The sequence below is a fragment of the Pseudomonas sp. Tn43 genome, from assembly GCF_014192635.1.
Classification (GTDB): Bacteria; Pseudomonadota; Gammaproteobacteria; order Pseudomonadales; family Pseudomonadaceae; genus Aquipseudomonas.
This window is the reverse complement of the sequence record NZ_JACHYG010000003.1, coordinates 47,877-62,438: the sequence shown is the minus strand read 5'-3', so window position 1 is coordinate 62,438 and position 14,562 is coordinate 47,877. Positions and strand designations below refer to the sequence as shown.

Sequence of the window (14,562 nt, the reverse complement as noted above, 5' to 3'; positions counted from 1 at the left end):
CTGCGCCTCAACTCCCTCCCGACACTTCTGGCATAACACTTGCTCTGGCCTTGCCGTGCGACTGTGAAAACCCGAATAGTGACGGATTATTGGCATGGCTAAGAGCGACGCAGCACCCGTGAAAGACCCCGCAACCAAAGGCAAAATCAAGCTGATCATTGTGATCGTCGTGGCCTTGTTGCTGGCGATCGGCTTGTCCGTGGGGGCGACCTGGTTCTTCATGCACAGCGCCCAGAGCAAACCTGCCCCCGCGGCTGAAACGGCGGTGATTGGCAAGCAGCCAGCGATCTTCGAACCCATGGCGCCGGCCTTCGTGGCTAACTACAACCAGAACGGCCGTCAGCGCTACATGCAGGTGAGCATTACCCTGCAGGGCCGCAATCAGGCTGATCTGGAAGCGCTCAAAGTCCACATGCCGGTAATTCGCAATAACCTGGTGATGCTGTTTTCCGGTCAGGATTTCGCCACGCTGGCGACGCCGGTCGGCCAGGAAATGTTGCGTCAGAAGGCCACGGCCAGCGTCCAGGAAGTGGCGCAGAAAGAGCTTGGCAAAGTGGTGATCGAACAGTTGCTTTTCACTAATTTCGTACTGCAGTAGGAACACGACATGGCCGTGCAGGACCTGCTGTCCCAGGATGAGATCGATGCGCTGTTGCATGGTGTCGACGATGGTCTGGTACAGACCGATAACGCTGCCGAACCCGGCAGCGTCAAAAGCTACGACCTGACCAGCCAGGATCGCATCGTCCGTGGACGCATGCCGACCCTGGAAATGATCAACGAGCGTTTCGCCCGCTACACCCGCATCAGCATGTTCAACATGCTGCGCCGCTCGGCGGACGTTGCCGTCGGTGGCGTGCAGGTGATGAAGTTCGGCGAATACGTGCACTCGCTGTACGTACCGACCAGTCTCAACCTGGTCAAGATCAAACCCTTGCGCGGCACCGCGCTGTTCATCCTCGACGCCAAACTGGTGTTCAAGCTGGTGGACAACTTCTTCGGCGGCGATGGCCGTCACGCGAAGATCGAAGGGCGTGAATTCACCCCCACCGAGCTGCGTGTGGTGCGCATGGTGCTGGAGCAGGCCTTCGTCGATTTGAAGGAAGCCTGGCAGGCGATCATGGAAGTGAACTTCGAGTACATCAACTCGGAAGTGAACCCGGCCATGGCCAACATCGTCGGCCCGAGCGAAGCGGTTGTGGTGTCGACGTTCCACATCGAACTCGATGGTGGTGGCGGTGACCTGCACGTGACCATGCCGTACTCGATGATCGAGCCGGTGCGCGAAATGCTCGACGCCGGCTTCCAGTCGGACCTCGACGATCAGGACGAACGCTGGATCAATGCCTTGCGCCAGGATGTGCTGGACGTTGATGTGCCGATCGGCGCCACCGTGGCCCGCCGTCAGCTGCGCCTTCGCGACATCCTGCATATGCAGCCCGGGGACATTATTCCGGTCGAAATGCCGGAAGAAATGATCATGCGCGCCAACGGCGTGCCGGCCTTCAAGGTCAAGATGGGCTCGCACAAAGGCAACCTCGCGTTGCAAGTGATCGAGCCGATCGAGCGCCGCTGACCGGCGCTCTTGTTTCCCCCTTTAATTGACTGCTCTTGAGTGAGCAGGTGCCCGCCGAGGACAAATGATGAACGACGATATGAACGCCCAGGACGACCAGGCACTGGCTGATGAGTGGGCTGCGGCCCTGGAAGAAACCGGTGACGCCGGGCAGGACGATATCGATGCCTTGCTGGCTGCCGATGCCAGCGGTTCGTCGTCCAACCGCTTGCCAATGGAAGAGTTCGGCAGCGTGCCGAGGAACAACGATCCGGTGACTCTGGATGGTCCGAACCTGGACGTGATCCTCGATATTCCGGTGTCGATTTCCATGGAAGTGGGCAGCACCGATATCAACATCCGCAACCTGCTGCAACTCAACCAGGGGTCGGTGATCGAGCTCGATCGCCTGGCCGGCGAGCCGCTGGACGTGCTGGTCAACGGCACGCTCATCGCTCACGGTGAAGTGGTGGTGGTCAACGAAAAGTTCGGCATCCGCCTGACCGACGTGATCAGCCCAAGCGAACGCATCAAGAAGCTGCGCTGAGTGAAAAAGGTTCCGGGTTTTGTACTGGGGTTAGTGCTGGCCTTGCCATTCAGCGCGTTGGCGGCCGAGCCGGTCACGACAGCTGCAACAGCCGCCGCCACGCCGGCCGTCAGCAGCGGTGTGGCTGGGCAGTTGACGCAATTGGTATTCGGCTTGGTGCTGGTGCTGGGGGTGATTTTCTTCCTCGCCTGGTTGCTGCGCCGGGTCCAGCAGGCCGGGCCGGCCGGCAAGGGGCAGGTGATCGAGCTGATCGGTTCGCGCGCGCTGGGTCCCCGTGACCGTTTGATGCTGGTGCAGGTCGGCACCGAACAGATTCTGCTCGGCCTGAGCCCCGGCAGCATCACCGCATTGCATGTGCTCAAGGAGCCGGTGCAGGTGCCGGACAATGCCGAGAAAGCCACGCCGGAATTTGCCCAGCATCTGCTGAGGATGCTCGGCAAGGATCAGAAGGATAAGAAGTAATGGGTGCGTTACGCATCGTGTTGACGCTGGCCCTGCTGCTGGCCGCGCCGCTGGCGTTCGCCGCCGAGCCGTTGTCGATCCCGGCAATCACCCTGGGCACTAACGCCGAAGGCGCTCAGGAATATTCGGTCAGCCTGCAAATCCTGCTGATCATGACGGCGCTGAGTTTCATTCCGGCGTTCGTCATGCTGATGACCAGTTTCACCCGGATCATCATCGTGTTCTCGATCCTGCGTCAGGCCCTGGGCTTGCAACAGACACCGTCGAACCAGATCCTCACCGGCATGGCGCTGTTTCTGACCATGTTCATCATGGCGCCGGTATTCGATCGAGTGAATCAGGATGCCTTACAGCCGTATCTGGCGGAAAAACTTACCGCACAGGACGCCGTGACCAAGGCCCAGGTGCCGATCAAGGACTTCATGCTGGCCCAGACTCGCAGCAGCGATCTGGAGCTGTTCATGCGTCTTTCCAAACGCACCGACATCGCTTCGCCTGACCAGGCGCCGCTGACGATTCTGGTGCCGGCATTCGTGACTTCGGAGCTGAAAACCGCGTTCCAGATCGGCTTCATGATCTTCATCCCGTTCCTGATCATCGATCTTGTGGTGGCTAGCGTGTTGATGGCGATGGGGATGATGATGCTTTCGCCACTGATCATTTCCCTGCCGTTCAAAATCATGTTGTTCGTGCTGGTGGATGGCTGGGCGTTGATCATCGGTACCTTGGCCAGCAGCTTCGGCGGCGTTTCACCATGACGCCGGAAGTGGCCGTAGACATCTTTCGCGAAGCGCTGTGGCTGACCACCCTGATGGTTGCTGTGCTGGTGATTCCCAGCTTGCTGGTGGGTTTGCTGGTGGCAATGTTCCAGGCCGCCACCCAGATCAACGAACAGACCCTCAGCTTCCTGCCGCGCCTGCTGGTGATGCTGGTGACGCTGATCGTTGCCGGCCCGTGGCTGGTGCAGACTTTCATGGAATACATCCTGCAGCTGTATCACAGCATTCCTCAGGTCATCGGTTAGCCATGTCGCTGCTGCAGTTGACCGACACCCAAATCAGCACTTGGGTGGCAACGTTCATGTTGCCCTTGTTTCGCATCGGTTCGCTGCTGATGGTCATGCCGATTTTCGGCACGACGCTGGTGCCCATTCGCGTGCGTCTGTATTTCGCCCTGGCGATCACCTTGGTGATCGCGCCCGGCCTGCCGCCGATGCCGCCGGTCAATGCCCTGGACCTGAGTGCACTGCTGTTGATTGCCGAGCAGATCATTATTGGCGCGGTGTTGGGTTTCTCGTTGCAGCTGTTCTTCCAGGCTTTCGTGGTTGCCGGACAAATTGTCGCGATCCAGATGGGCATGGGCTTCGCCTCGATGGTCGACCCTGCGAATGGTGTGTCGGTGGCGGTGATCGGGCAGTTCTTCACCATGCTGGTGACCCTGCTGTTCCTGTCGATGAATGGCCATCTGGTGGTGTTCGAAGTGCTCACCGAAAGCTTCACTACGCTGCCGGTCGGCGGCGGCTTGATGGTCCATCATTTCTGGGAACTGGCCGGCAAACTCGGCTGGGTGCTCGGTGCGGCGCTGTTGCTGGTGCTGCCTGCGATCACCGCGTTGCTGGTGGTCAACATTGCGTTTGGCGTGATGACCCGTGCGGCACCGCAGCTGAATATCTTCTCGATCGGCTTCCCGCTGACCCTGGTGCTCGGGCTGTTCATTGTCTGGGTCGGCCTGGCGGACATTCTCAATCAGTATCAGCCGCTGGCCGCCGAGGCTTTGCAGTTGCTACGCGAACTGGCACGGACGCGCTGAGTCATGGCTGAGAGCGAAAGCGGTCAGGACAAAACAGAAGACCCCACGGAGAAACGCAAAAAGGACTCCCGTGAGAAGGGCGAGATTGCGCGCTCCAAGGAACTCAACACCTTGGCGGTCATGCTCGCTGGCGCCGGTGGATTGCTGGTTTTTGGCGGCGCACTGGCACAGGACATGATGGAGCTGATGCGCATGAACTTCTCGCTCTCGCGGGAAGTGATTCTGGATCAGCGCTCCATGGGCACTTATCTGCTGCATTCGGGGCAGATTGCCCTGATTGCGATTCAGCCGGTGATGATCATCATGCTGCTGGCGGCGCTGATCGGTCCGATCTCCCTGGGTGGCTGGCTATTTGCGGCTGGTTCCATGGCACCCAAGTTCAGTCGCATGAATCCGGGGGCGGGCCTGAAACGGATGTTCTCGGCCAAGGCATTGGTGGAGTTGCTCAAGGCCCTGGCAAAGTTTTTCATCGTGTTGTTCGTGGCGTTGGCGGTCTTGTCGGCGGACATCGACGATCTGCTGCGCATCGCCCACGAACCATTGGATCTGGCAATCATTCACAGCCTGCAAGTGGTCGGCTGGAGCACCTTGTGGATGGCTTGCGGGCTGATCATCATCGCGGCGGTCGACGTGCCAGTGCAGCTGTGGGAAAGCCACAAGAAACTGCTGATGACCAAGCAGGAAGTGCGCGACGAGCACAAGGATCAGGAAGGTAAACCGGAGGTCAAGCAGCGCATTCGCCAGTTGCAGCGCGAGATGTCGCAGCGGCGGATGATGGCGGCCATTCCCGAGGCCGACGTGGTCATCACCAACCCGACTCACTACGCCGTAGCCCTCAAGTACGACCCGGACAAAGGCAATGCGCCGGTGCTGTTGGCCAAGGGGAGTGATTTCCTGGCCTTGAAAATCCGCGAAATCGCCGTGGCCAACAATGTGCTGCTGCTTGAGTCGCCGGCACTGGCGCGTTCGATCTACTACTCCACGGAGCTGGAGCAGGAAATCCCCGGTGGGTTGTATCTGGCGGTCGCTCAGGTATTGGCCTACGTCTACCAGATTCGCCAGTACCGCGCGGGCAAGGGCAAGCGTCCGGACCCGCTCCAGGATGATTTGCCGATTCCAGCGGATTTGCGCCGCGATTCCTAAACGCGGAAAGATCGCAGCCTCGTTGCACTCGACAGCTCCTACGCAGCCCCTGCTTGCGCCCTGTAGGAGCTGTCGAGTGCAACGAGGCTGCGATCTTTTGATCTTCCGCACTTGAAAACACCTCTATTCCAAACCCCGGCAAAAGTTGGAAGGCTTCTTGCAATAGCCGCTCTGCGCCTGCTTCAGGCGTCAAAGATTTGCTTTAAAGGAACGGGGAAAACCGGTGGATCGCTCTCAGTTAATCAACACTGCACGCACAAACGTTGCCGACCTCAGTCGGGGCAATCTGGGCGTGCCGCTGTTGCTGCTGGTCATGCTGGCCATGATGATGTTGCCAGTGCCGCCGTTCCTGCTGGACGTGTTTTTCACCTTCAACATTGCCTTGTCCATCGTCGTGTTGCTGGTCTGCGTGTACGCCTTGCGGCCGCTGGATTTTGCCGTGTTCCCGACCATTCTGCTGGTGGCGACGTTGCTGCGACTGGCGTTGAACGTGGCCTCGACGCGAGTGGTAATGCTCCACGGTCAGGATGGCCATGCCGCCGCCGGTAAGGTGATTCAGGCCTTCGGTGAGGTGGTGATCGGCGGTAACTACGTGGTCGGTATCGTGGTCTTCGCGATTTTGATGATCATCAACTTCGTCGTAGTGACCAAGGGTGCCGGGCGGATTTCCGAGGTGAGCGCGCGTTTCACCCTCGACGCAATGCCGGGTAAACAGATGGCGATCGACGCCGACTTGAACGCCGGCCTGATCGACCAGAACCAGGCGAAATTGCGCCGGATGGAAGTGGCCCAGGAAGCCGAGTTCTACGGTTCCATGGACGGTGCCAGCAAGTTCGTGCGCGGTGACGCCATCGCCGGCCTGCTGATTCTGTTCATCAACCTGATCGGCGGCATGGCGGTCGGTATCTTCCAGCACGGCATGACCTTTGGCGATGCCGGTCGGGTGTATGCCTTGTTGACCATCGGTGACGGTTTGGTGGCGCAATTGCCATCACTGTTGTTGTCGACTGCCGCTGCGATCATGGTGACCCGTGCTTCCGGCTCGGAAGACATGGGCAAGCAGATCAATCGTCAGATGTTCGCCTCGCCGAAAGCCTTGGCAGTGGCCGCTGGCTTGATGGCGGTGATGGGCCTGGTGCCGGGCATGCCGCACTTCTCCTTTCTCAGCATGGCCGCCTTGGCAGCCGGCGGCGCTTACCTGTTCTGGAAGAAGCAGAACACAGTCAAGCTTCAGGCCCTGCAAGAGGTCAAGCGTCAGCAGGAGCTGCTGCCATCGCCGTCCCGCGCCCAGGAAACCAAGGAGCTTGGCTGGGATGACGTGACCCCGATCGACATGATTGGCCTGGAAGTCGGTTACCGCCTGATTCCGTTGGTGGATCGCAACCAGGGTGGTCAGTTGCTGGCGCGGATCAAGGGTGTGCGTAAAAAGCTCTCCCAGGACCTGGGTTTCCTGATGCCCACTGTGCATATCCGTGACAACCTCGATCTGGCGCCAAGCGCCTACCGCCTGACCCTGATGGGCGTGATCCTGGCCGAGGCCGAGATTTACCCGGACCGCGAACTGGCGATCAACCCGGGTCAGGTCTACGGCACGCTCAATGGCATTACCGCCAAAGATCCGGCTTTTGGCCTGGAGGCGGTCTGGATCGAAATCAGCCAACGGGCCCAGGCGCAATCGCTCGGTTACACCGTGGTCGATGCCAGTACGGTAGTGGCAACCCATTTGAACCAGATTTTGTACAAGCACTCCAGCGAGCTGATTGGCCACGAAGAAGTCCAGCAACTCATGCAATTGCTGGCCAAAAGCTCGCCGAAACTGGCCGAAGAACTGGTGCCGGGGGTGGTTTCGCTGTCGCAGTTGCTCAAGGTCTTGCAGGCATTGCTGGCCGAACAGGTGCCGGTACGGGACATTCGCAGCATCGCCGAAGCCATCGCGAACAACGCCGCCAAGAGTCAAGATACTGCCGCTTTGGTGGCCGCGGTGCGCGTCGGCGTATCCCGTGCAATCGTGCAAAGCATTGTAGGCACTGAGTCGCAGCTGCCTGTGATCACCTTGGAGCCAAGGTTGGAACAAATATTGCTCAATAGTCTTCAGAAAGCAGGACAAGGCTCGGAAGAGGGCGTTCTGCTGGAGCCAAGCATGGCAGAGAAGCTGCAACGTTCGTTGATCGAAGCGGCGCAGCGTCAAGAGATGCAAGGTCAACCGGTGATTCTGCTGGTGGCCGGTCCGGTTCGCGCGATGCTCTCGCGATTCGGTCGGCTGGCAGTACCGGGTTTGCATGTGTTGGCTTACCAGGAAATTCCTGACAACAAGCAAGTGACCATCGTTGCGACAGTAGGGCCCAACGGCTGAGGTAGTGGTTTATGCAAGTTAAGCGTTTTTTCGCCGCCGATATGCGTCAGGCCATGAAGCTGGTTCGTGATGAGCTGGGCGCTGATGCCGCCATCATTGGCAATCGCCGGATCGCCGGCGGTGTCGAGCTGACGGCTGCCCTGGATTACAAATTGTCGGCGCTGGCCCCGCGTGTTCCGAACATGGAACTGGAGGATGAGCTGCGCAAGACCCAGTCGCGGATCGTGACCGCCCAGGCCGAACTGAGCCTGCGTAGCGATGGCGAGAGCGACAACAGCACCAATCGCCAATTGTTCGCCGGCCTGCCGCTGACCGCCGCCGAGCCGCTGATCGAACCGACTTACGCTGAACCTCGTCGTGCTGCACCCGCCCCCGCGCCAGCCTCCGGCGCAGTTGATCCGCGAGCCTTCGATTCGATGCGTTTCGAGCTCAACAGCTTGCGTGAGCTGATGGAAGTGCAACTCGGCTCGCTGGCCTGGAATCAGCTGCAAGGCAGCCGTCCGGCCCAGGCCAATCTCTGGCGTCGCCTGCAACGCATCGGTCTGTCCGGCCCGTTGTCGCGCGATCTGCTGGCACTGATCACCGATATCGAAGAGCCTCGGCAGGCCTGGCGCATGTTGCTCGCGCACCTGGCGCGGATGATCGCCACGCCGGAAGTCGAGCCGTTGGAGGAGGGGGGTGTGATTGCCATGGTTGGCCCGGCCGGCATGGGCAAGACCACCACACTGGCCAAGCTCGCAGCGCGTTATGTGCTCAAGTACGGCGCGCAAAACATCGCGCTGGTGAGCATGGACAGCTATCGCATCGGCGCTCAGGAACAGCTCAAGACCCTGGGCCGCATCCTCAATGTGTCGGTGACCCACGTCGACCCGGGCCAATCGCTGGTGCAGGCGCTGGAGCCTTTGCTGCGCAAACGCGTGGTGCTGATCGATACCGCCGGCCTTCAGGCCAGCGACCCGGCACTGCGCATGCAGCTCGAAAGTCTGGCCGGACGGGGCATCAAATCAAAAAATTATCTGGTCTTGGCAACCACCAGCCAGAAACAGGTTCTAACCGCCGCTTATCACAGTTACAAACGTTGCGGCCTCGCCGGCTGCATCCTGACTAAACTGGATGAAACGGCAAGCTTGGGCGAGGTGTTGAGCCTGGCCATCAGTCATGAACTGCCGGTGGCTTACCTCACCGATGGCCCGCGGATCCCGGATGATTTGCATCTGCCGCGTCGTCATCAGCTGGTCAGTCGCGCCGTTAGCGTGCAAATGCAGGAAGAACCCAGCGAAGAAGCCATGGCTGACATGTTCGCTGATATTTACCACAGCCCGACCAAGCAGGTTGGCTGAGGTGCTAATGAACAGTTTTTGTACCTACATCGATGGTCTGCCATGCATTGTTCAGTTGGTGAACGCGCAGCCAGTAATGTGGCCTCCGTCTAAGTAAGACAAGGTAAAGAAATAACATGGGCAGCATGCATCCCGTACAGGTGATCGCGGTGACCGGCGGCAAAGGTGGCGTCGGCAAGACTAACGTGTCAGTGAACTTGTCCCTGGCTCTAGCGGAGCTCGGCCGGCGCGTCATGCTGCTGGACGCCGATCTGGGGCTGGCGAACGTCGACGTCCTGCTGGGACTGACACCCAAACGCACGTTGGCCGACGTGATTGAAGGCCGCTGTGAGCTGCGCGACGTCCTGTTGCAAGGGCCCGGCGGTATTCGCATCGTGCCGGCGGCGTCCGGAACCCAGAGCATGGTTCATCTGAGCCCGGCCCAGCATGCCGGCCTGATCCAGGCGTTCAGCGACATTGGCGACAACCTTGACGTATTGGTGATCGACACTGCTGCGGGTATCGGTGACTCGGTGGTCAGTTTCGTTCGCGCCGCTCAGGAAGTGCTGCTGGTGGTGTGCGATGAGCCGACGTCAATTACCGACGCCTACGCGCTGATCAAATTGCTGAATCGCGACTACGGCATGAATCGTTTCCGCGTCCTGGCCAACATGGCGCAGAGCCCGCAGGAAGGTCGCAACCTGTTCGCCAAGTTGACCAAGGTCACGGATCGTTTCCTCGACGTCGCCTTACAATACGTCGGTGCCGTGCCTTACGACGAAAGCGTGCGCAAGGCCGTGCAGAAGCAGCGTGCTGTCTACGAAGCCTTCCCGCGCTCCAAATGTGCCCTGGCGTTCAAGGCCATTGCGCAAAAGGTCGACACCTGGCCACTGCCGGCCAACCCACGCGGGCACCTGGAGTTTTTCGTCGAGCGCCTCGTGCAACAGACCGCAGGACCCGTCCTATGACAGCCAGTGGCTACAACCTCTACAAGAAGTCGGCGCGTGACGCGCAGTACGAGCTGATCGAGCGTTACGCGCCACTGGTCAAACGCATTGCCTACCACTTGCTGGCGCGTCTGCCGGCCAGTGTCCAGGTCGAAGACCTGATCCAGGCCGGGATGATCGGCCTGCTTGAAGTATCAACCAAATACGACGCCAGCAAAGGCGCGAGCTTCGAGACGTACGCGGGCATTCGAATCCGTGGCGCGATGCTCGATGAAGTGCGCAAGGGGGACTGGGCGCCACGTTCGGTTCACCGTAATACCCGCATGGTCAGCGACGCCATTCGCTCGATTGAAGCTAAAACCGGCCGTGACGCTAAAGATCACGAAGTTGCGGCCGAACTCCAATTGAGTCTCGACGATTACTACGGGATTTTGAACGACACCCTGGGCAGCCGGTTATTCAGTTTCGACGATCTGTTGCAGGACGGCGAACACGAAGGGCTGCACGAGGATGGCGCCAGTGCTCATCTCGAGCCGTCACGCGATCTGGAAGATGAACGCTTCCAGGCAGCGCTGGCGGACGCGATTGCCAATTTGCCGGAGCGTGAGCGACTGGTGTTGGCGCTGTACTACGACGAAGAGTTGAACCTCAAGGAAATCGGTGAGGTCCTGGGGGTCAGCGAATCGCGGGTCAGCCAGTTACACAGCCAGTGCGCGGCCCGTTTGCGGGGGCGTTTGGGGGAGTGGCGAGCGCGCTGACAGGCAGTGTGGGGACACTGCGAACGAGGTGGGTACGGCATTTTGCTGCATCTGCCACGGCCCGTTGTAATCCATGCAACTGTTGAGTGTTACGCCGAATTGATTGAACGGCGCGTTCAGGTGCTGCGCGCGTTTTAAGACTGCTTGGAGGTCGAATTGGACAAGAATATGAAAATCCTCATCGTTGATGACTTCTCAACGATGCGGCGAATCATAAAAAACCTGTTGCGTGACCTTGGGTTCACCAACACGGTCGAGGCTGACGATGGCACCACCGCCATTCCGGTCCTCAACAGCGGGAGCATCGACTTTCTGGTAACGGACTGGAACATGCCCGGCATGACCGGTATTGATCTGCTGCGCCATGTGCGTGCCGATGAAAAGCTCAAACACCTGCCGGTGTTGATGGTCACGGCCGAAGCCAAGCGCGAGCAAATCATCGAAGCCGCTCAGGCGGGTGTGAACGGTTATGTGGTCAAGCCATTCACGGCTCAGGCGTTGAAAGACAAGATTGAAAAGATCTTCGAACGCATCGGTTGATGTGCAAAGCCAGTCCGTCACGGGGGAGCTATGGGGCATAACGAATCTTCGCAGGGCGATTTTGAATCGACTCTGAAAAAACACGCGGTCGAACTGGTCGAGAGCCTTGAAAAAGGCAGGTTCGGCGACGCTGTGCAACTGATCCATGAGCTCAACCAGACCCGTGACCGCGGCCTGTACCAGGAAGTGGGCAAGCTCACCCGCGAGCTGCATAGCGCGATCGTCAATTTCCAGATTGACCCGCACATGCCGCAAGCCGAGGAAGTGTCTCAGATCACGGATGCCACCGAGCGCCTGGGTTATGTGGTCAAGCTGACCGAGGCCGCAGCCAACCGCACCATGGACCTGGTGGAAAACGCCACGCCGCTGATCAACAGCCTGAGCGATGAAGCCCAGGCGCTGAGCGCGGATTGGGGACGGTTCATGCGTCGCGAAGTCGGGGCTGAAGAGTTCCGTGAACTGGCCCGGCGGGTCGAGGGTTTCCTGGCACGCAGCAGTGAAGACAATCGCGTCGTGTCGAGCAATCTCAACGACATTCTGCTGGCCCAGGATTACCAGGACCTCACCGGCCAGGTGATCAAGCGCGTGACCCAGTTGGTCACCGAAGTGGAAAGCAACCTGCTCAAGCTCGTGCTAATGGCCAGTCAGGTCGATCGCTTTGCGGGTATCGAACATGACCGTGAAGCGATGCTGGCTGAAAAAGATCCGCAAAAACATCTCTCTCAGGGTGAAGGTCCGCAGATTCATGCCGATAAAAGAGAAGACGTTGTGTCCGGTCAGGACGATGTGGACGATTTGCTATCCAGTCTTGGATTTTAGGTTAGACCTTTAGGAGCACCCCCTTAATGAGCTTCGGCGCCGATGAAGAGATCCTTCAGGATTTCCTGGTTGAGGCCGGCGAGATTCTAGAGCAACTGTCCGAACAGCTGGTCGAGCTTGAAAGCCGACCGGATGATGCGGATTTGCTCAATGCAATTTTTCGCGGTTTTCACACTGTAAAAGGGGGCGCCGGCTTCCTCCAGCTCAACGAGTTGGTGGAGTGCTGTCACATCGCCGAGAACGTGTTCGACATCCTGCGCAAGGGAGAGCGACGCGTTGACTCGGAACTGATGGACGTGGTTCTCGAGGCACTGGACGCGGTGAACGGCATGTTCAGCGAAGTTCGCGAACGCAGCCCGATTACGGCTGCCACGCCTGAGTTGCTTGCAGCGTTGGCCCGTCTGGCCGAGCCGCAAACCGCCGATGAAGCGGCACCTGTCGCGCAAATGATGGAAGAGCCTGCCGCCGAAAGCGACTCAGGCGACATTACCGATAACGAATTCGAACAACTGCTGGACTCACTGAATGCCGTCAAGGCTCAAGCCGAGGCTCCGGCGGCTGCGCCAGTGCCGACCAGCGATGCGGCGCCCAGTGACGAAATCACCGATGCCGAGTTCGAGTCGTTGCTCGATCAATTGCACGGCAAAGGCCAGTTCGCCGTCGATGCCGTGGTCCCGGCGCCCGCAGCACCATCTGCCCCGAAAGCCGCAGGCGACAGCTCCGACATCACCGACGACGAGTTCGAAGCACTGCTCGACCAGTTGCACGGCAAAGGCAACTTTGCGGTCGATGCATTGGAGTCGGCGATTGCTGCGGCCCCGGCCCCGGCTGCGCCAACCGCTAAAGCGGCCGGCGACGATCTGATCTCCGATCACGAGTTCGAATCGCTGCTCGACGAATTGCATGGCAAGGGCAAGTTCACCGAGGTGGGCACTGGCGCAGTGGTTTCTGCTCCTGTCGCCAAGGCGCTCACACCGGTTGTGACACCTGTGGCCAAATCGCCCGAGCCAAAAGCCGAAGCGCCGAAACCGGCCGCCGCTGCCGCACCGGCACCTGCTCGTGCCCCGGCCGCGCCGCCACCGGAAAAACCGGCCAGCGAAGCCGAGACCACCGTGCGGGTCGATACCGCGCGTCTCGACGAGATCATGAACATGGTCGGCGAGTTGGTACTGGTGCGTAACCGCCTGGTCCGCCTGGGCCTCAACAGCGGCGACGAAGCCATGTCCAAGGCCGTGTCGAACCTCGATGTGGTCACGGCCGACCTGCAAACCGCGGTCATGAAGACCCGGATGCAGCCGATCAAGAAAGTTTTCGGGCGCTTCCCGCGTCTGGTTCGCGACCTGGCTCGCCAGCTCAAGAAAGAGATCAACCTGGAACTGGTGGGCGAAGAAACCGACCTCGACAAGAACCTCGTCGAGGCCCTGGCCGACCCGCTGGTCCACTTGGTGCGCAACTCGGTCGACCACGGTATCGAAGAGCCGGCTGAGCGCGAAGCGATGGGCAAGCCCCGCAGCGGCAAGGTGATCCTGTCCGCGGAACAGGAAGGCGACCACATCCTGCTGTCCATCTCCGATGACGGCAAGGGCATGGACGCCGATGTCCTGCGCGGTATCGCCGTGAAGAAAGGCCTGATGGACAAGGATGCGGCGGACCGTCTCAGCGAGTCGGATTGCTTCAACCTGATCTTTGCGCCGGGCTTCTCGACCAAGACCGAGATTTCCGACGTCTCCGGGCGCGGCGTGGGCATGGACGTGGTGAAAACCAAGATCGCCCAGCTCAACGGCACCATCAATATCTACTCGACCAAGGGCAAAGGCTCGAAGATCGTCATCAAGGTCCCGCTGACCCTGGCGATCATGCCGACGCTGATGGTCATGCTCGGCAACCAGGCGTTCGCGTTCCCGCTGGTGAACGTCAATGAGATCTTCCACCTCGACCTGTCGCGCACCAACGTGGTGGACGGCCAGGAAGTGGTGATCGTGCGGGACAAGGCGCTGCCATTGTTCTACCTCAAGCGCTGGCTGGTCAGCTCCGCGGCTCACGAAGAGCAGCGCGAAGGCCATGTGGTGATCCTTTCGGTGGGCACCCAGCGGATCGGCTTTGTCGTCGATCAGCTGGTGGGTCAGGAAGAAGTGGTCATCAAGCCATTGGGCAAAATGCTCCAGGGAACACCGGGCATGTCAGGCGCCACCATTACCGGTGACGGCCGCATTGCACTGATTCTCGATGTGCCGAGCATGCTCAAGCGTTACGCCGCACGGCGTATTTGATTCTGCGGGAGCGGGGCGACGGAGCCTCGCCCCGTCTAAC

General features: G+C 59.7%; 15 protein-coding genes. All 15 read left to right on the top strand.

Annotation, left to right across the window (positions count from 1 at the left end; genetic code table 11):
- The first annotated feature begins 94 nt into the window (after nt 1-94).
- The 15 genes from fliL (at nt 95) to FHW68_RS08735 (ending at nt 14,522) form a co-directional block, all read left to right on the top strand.
- A complete protein-coding gene (gene fliL, locus FHW68_RS08805; protein WP_008072628.1) occupies nt 95-598 on the top strand; it encodes a flagellar basal body-associated protein FliL in 504 nt (167 codons plus the stop codon).
- A 9-nt stretch (nt 599-607) separates the two neighbouring features.
- Nucleotides 608-1,576 carry a flagellar motor switch protein FliM gene (fliM, locus tag FHW68_RS08800; protein ID WP_008072629.1) on the top strand — a complete coding sequence of 323 codons (969 nt, stop codon included), beginning with the start codon at nt 608-610 and terminating at the stop codon, nt 1,574-1,576.
- A gap of 67 nt (nt 1,577-1,643) precedes the next feature.
- Nucleotides 1,644-2,102: a flagellar motor switch protein FliN gene (gene fliN / locus FHW68_RS08795; RefSeq protein ID WP_095634473.1), complete on the top strand. Its 459-nt coding sequence runs from the start codon at nt 1,644-1,646 to the stop codon at nt 2,100-2,102.
- Nucleotides 2,103-2,564: a flagellar biosynthetic protein FliO gene (gene fliO / locus FHW68_RS08790; RefSeq protein WP_095634474.1), complete on the top strand. Its 462-nt coding sequence runs from the start codon at nt 2,103-2,105 to the stop codon at nt 2,562-2,564. It abuts the gene before it with no gap.
- A complete protein-coding gene (gene fliP, locus FHW68_RS08785; protein WP_095634475.1) occupies nt 2,564-3,322 on the top strand; it encodes a flagellar type III secretion system pore protein FliP in 759 nt (252 codons plus the stop codon). The genes fliO and fliP overlap by 1 nt, the downstream gene beginning before the upstream one ends.
- Nucleotides 3,319-3,588 carry a flagellar biosynthesis protein FliQ gene (gene fliQ, locus FHW68_RS08780; RefSeq protein WP_063342917.1) on the top strand — a complete coding sequence of 90 codons (270 nt, stop codon included), beginning with the start codon at nt 3,319-3,321 and terminating at the stop codon, nt 3,586-3,588. The genes fliP and fliQ overlap by 4 nt, the downstream gene beginning before the upstream one ends.
- Nucleotides 3,589-3,590: 2 nt before the next feature.
- Nucleotides 3,591-4,373, top strand: a complete 783-nt coding sequence (gene fliR, locus FHW68_RS08775; RefSeq protein ID WP_095634476.1) for a flagellar biosynthetic protein FliR — start codon at nt 3,591-3,593, stop codon at nt 4,371-4,373.
- 3 nt (nt 4,374-4,376) lie between these two features.
- Nucleotides 4,377-5,516, top strand: a complete 1,140-nt coding sequence (gene flhB, locus FHW68_RS08770; RefSeq protein WP_095634477.1) for a flagellar biosynthesis protein FlhB — start codon at nt 4,377-4,379, stop codon at nt 5,514-5,516.
- Nucleotides 5,517-5,739: 223 nt separating this feature from the next.
- Nucleotides 5,740-7,869: a flagellar biosynthesis protein FlhA gene (gene flhA, locus FHW68_RS08765; protein WP_095634478.1), complete on the top strand. Its 2,130-nt coding sequence runs from the start codon at nt 5,740-5,742 to the stop codon at nt 7,867-7,869.
- Between the two features lie 11 nt (nt 7,870-7,880).
- Nucleotides 7,881-9,209 carry a flagellar biosynthesis protein FlhF gene (gene flhF, locus FHW68_RS08760; RefSeq protein WP_095634479.1) on the top strand — a complete coding sequence of 443 codons (1,329 nt, stop codon included), beginning with the start codon at nt 7,881-7,883 and terminating at the stop codon, nt 9,207-9,209.
- A 116-nt stretch (nt 9,210-9,325) separates the two neighbouring features.
- On the top strand, nt 9,326-10,156 hold the full coding sequence (gene fleN, locus FHW68_RS08755) for a flagellar synthesis regulator FleN (RefSeq protein WP_003222917.1): 831 nt from the start codon (nt 9,326-9,328) through the stop codon (nt 10,154-10,156).
- Nucleotides 10,153-10,893 (top strand): RNA polymerase sigma factor FliA, encoded by a 741-nt coding sequence (gene fliA / locus FHW68_RS08750; RefSeq protein WP_007894214.1) that lies wholly within the window; start codon nt 10,153-10,155, stop codon nt 10,891-10,893. The genes fleN and fliA overlap by 4 nt, the downstream gene beginning before the upstream one ends.
- Nucleotides 10,894-11,061: 168 nt before the next feature.
- On the top strand, nt 11,062-11,433 hold the full coding sequence (locus FHW68_RS08745; protein WP_024012118.1) for a chemotaxis response regulator CheY: 372 nt from the start codon (nt 11,062-11,064) through the stop codon (nt 11,431-11,433).
- A gap of 30 nt (nt 11,434-11,463) precedes the next feature.
- On the top strand, nt 11,464-12,252 hold the full coding sequence (locus FHW68_RS08740; protein WP_095634480.1) for a protein phosphatase CheZ: 789 nt from the start codon (nt 11,464-11,466) through the stop codon (nt 12,250-12,252).
- Nucleotides 12,253-12,278: 26 nt separating this feature from the next.
- Complete coding sequence (locus tag FHW68_RS08735; RefSeq protein WP_183680007.1) at nt 12,279-14,522, top strand: chemotaxis protein CheA; 2,244 nt, start codon at nt 12,279-12,281, stop codon at nt 14,520-14,522.
- Nucleotides 14,523-14,562: the final 40 nt, after the last annotated feature.

Coding starts and splice junctions, on each gene's coding strand:
- fliL (WP_008072628.1), top strand. CDS start 95: ATGGCTAAGAGCGACGCAGCACCCGTGAAAGACCCCGCAACCAAAGGC.
- fliM (WP_008072629.1), top strand. CDS start 608: ATGGCCGTGCAGGACCTGCTGTCCCAGGATGAGATCGATGCGCTGTTG.
- fliN (WP_095634473.1), top strand. CDS start 1,644: ATGAACGACGATATGAACGCCCAGGACGACCAGGCACTGGCTGATGAG.
- fliP (WP_095634475.1), top strand. CDS start 2,564: ATGGGTGCGTTACGCATCGTGTTGACGCTGGCCCTGCTGCTGGCCGCG.
- fliQ (WP_063342917.1), top strand. CDS start 3,319: ATGACGCCGGAAGTGGCCGTAGACATCTTTCGCGAAGCGCTGTGGCTG.
- fliR (WP_095634476.1), top strand. CDS start 3,591: ATGTCGCTGCTGCAGTTGACCGACACCCAAATCAGCACTTGGGTGGCA.
- flhB (WP_095634477.1), top strand. CDS start 4,377: ATGGCTGAGAGCGAAAGCGGTCAGGACAAAACAGAAGACCCCACGGAG.
- flhF (WP_095634479.1), top strand. CDS start 7,881: ATGCAAGTTAAGCGTTTTTTCGCCGCCGATATGCGTCAGGCCATGAAG.
- fleN (WP_003222917.1), top strand. CDS start 9,326: ATGGGCAGCATGCATCCCGTACAGGTGATCGCGGTGACCGGCGGCAAA.
- fliA (WP_007894214.1), top strand. CDS start 10,153: ATGACAGCCAGTGGCTACAACCTCTACAAGAAGTCGGCGCGTGACGCG.
- FHW68_RS08745 (WP_024012118.1), top strand. CDS start 11,062: ATGAAAATCCTCATCGTTGATGACTTCTCAACGATGCGGCGAATCATA.
- FHW68_RS08740 (WP_095634480.1), top strand. CDS start 11,464: ATGGGGCATAACGAATCTTCGCAGGGCGATTTTGAATCGACTCTGAAA.
- FHW68_RS08735 (WP_183680007.1), top strand. CDS start 12,279: ATGAGCTTCGGCGCCGATGAAGAGATCCTTCAGGATTTCCTGGTTGAG.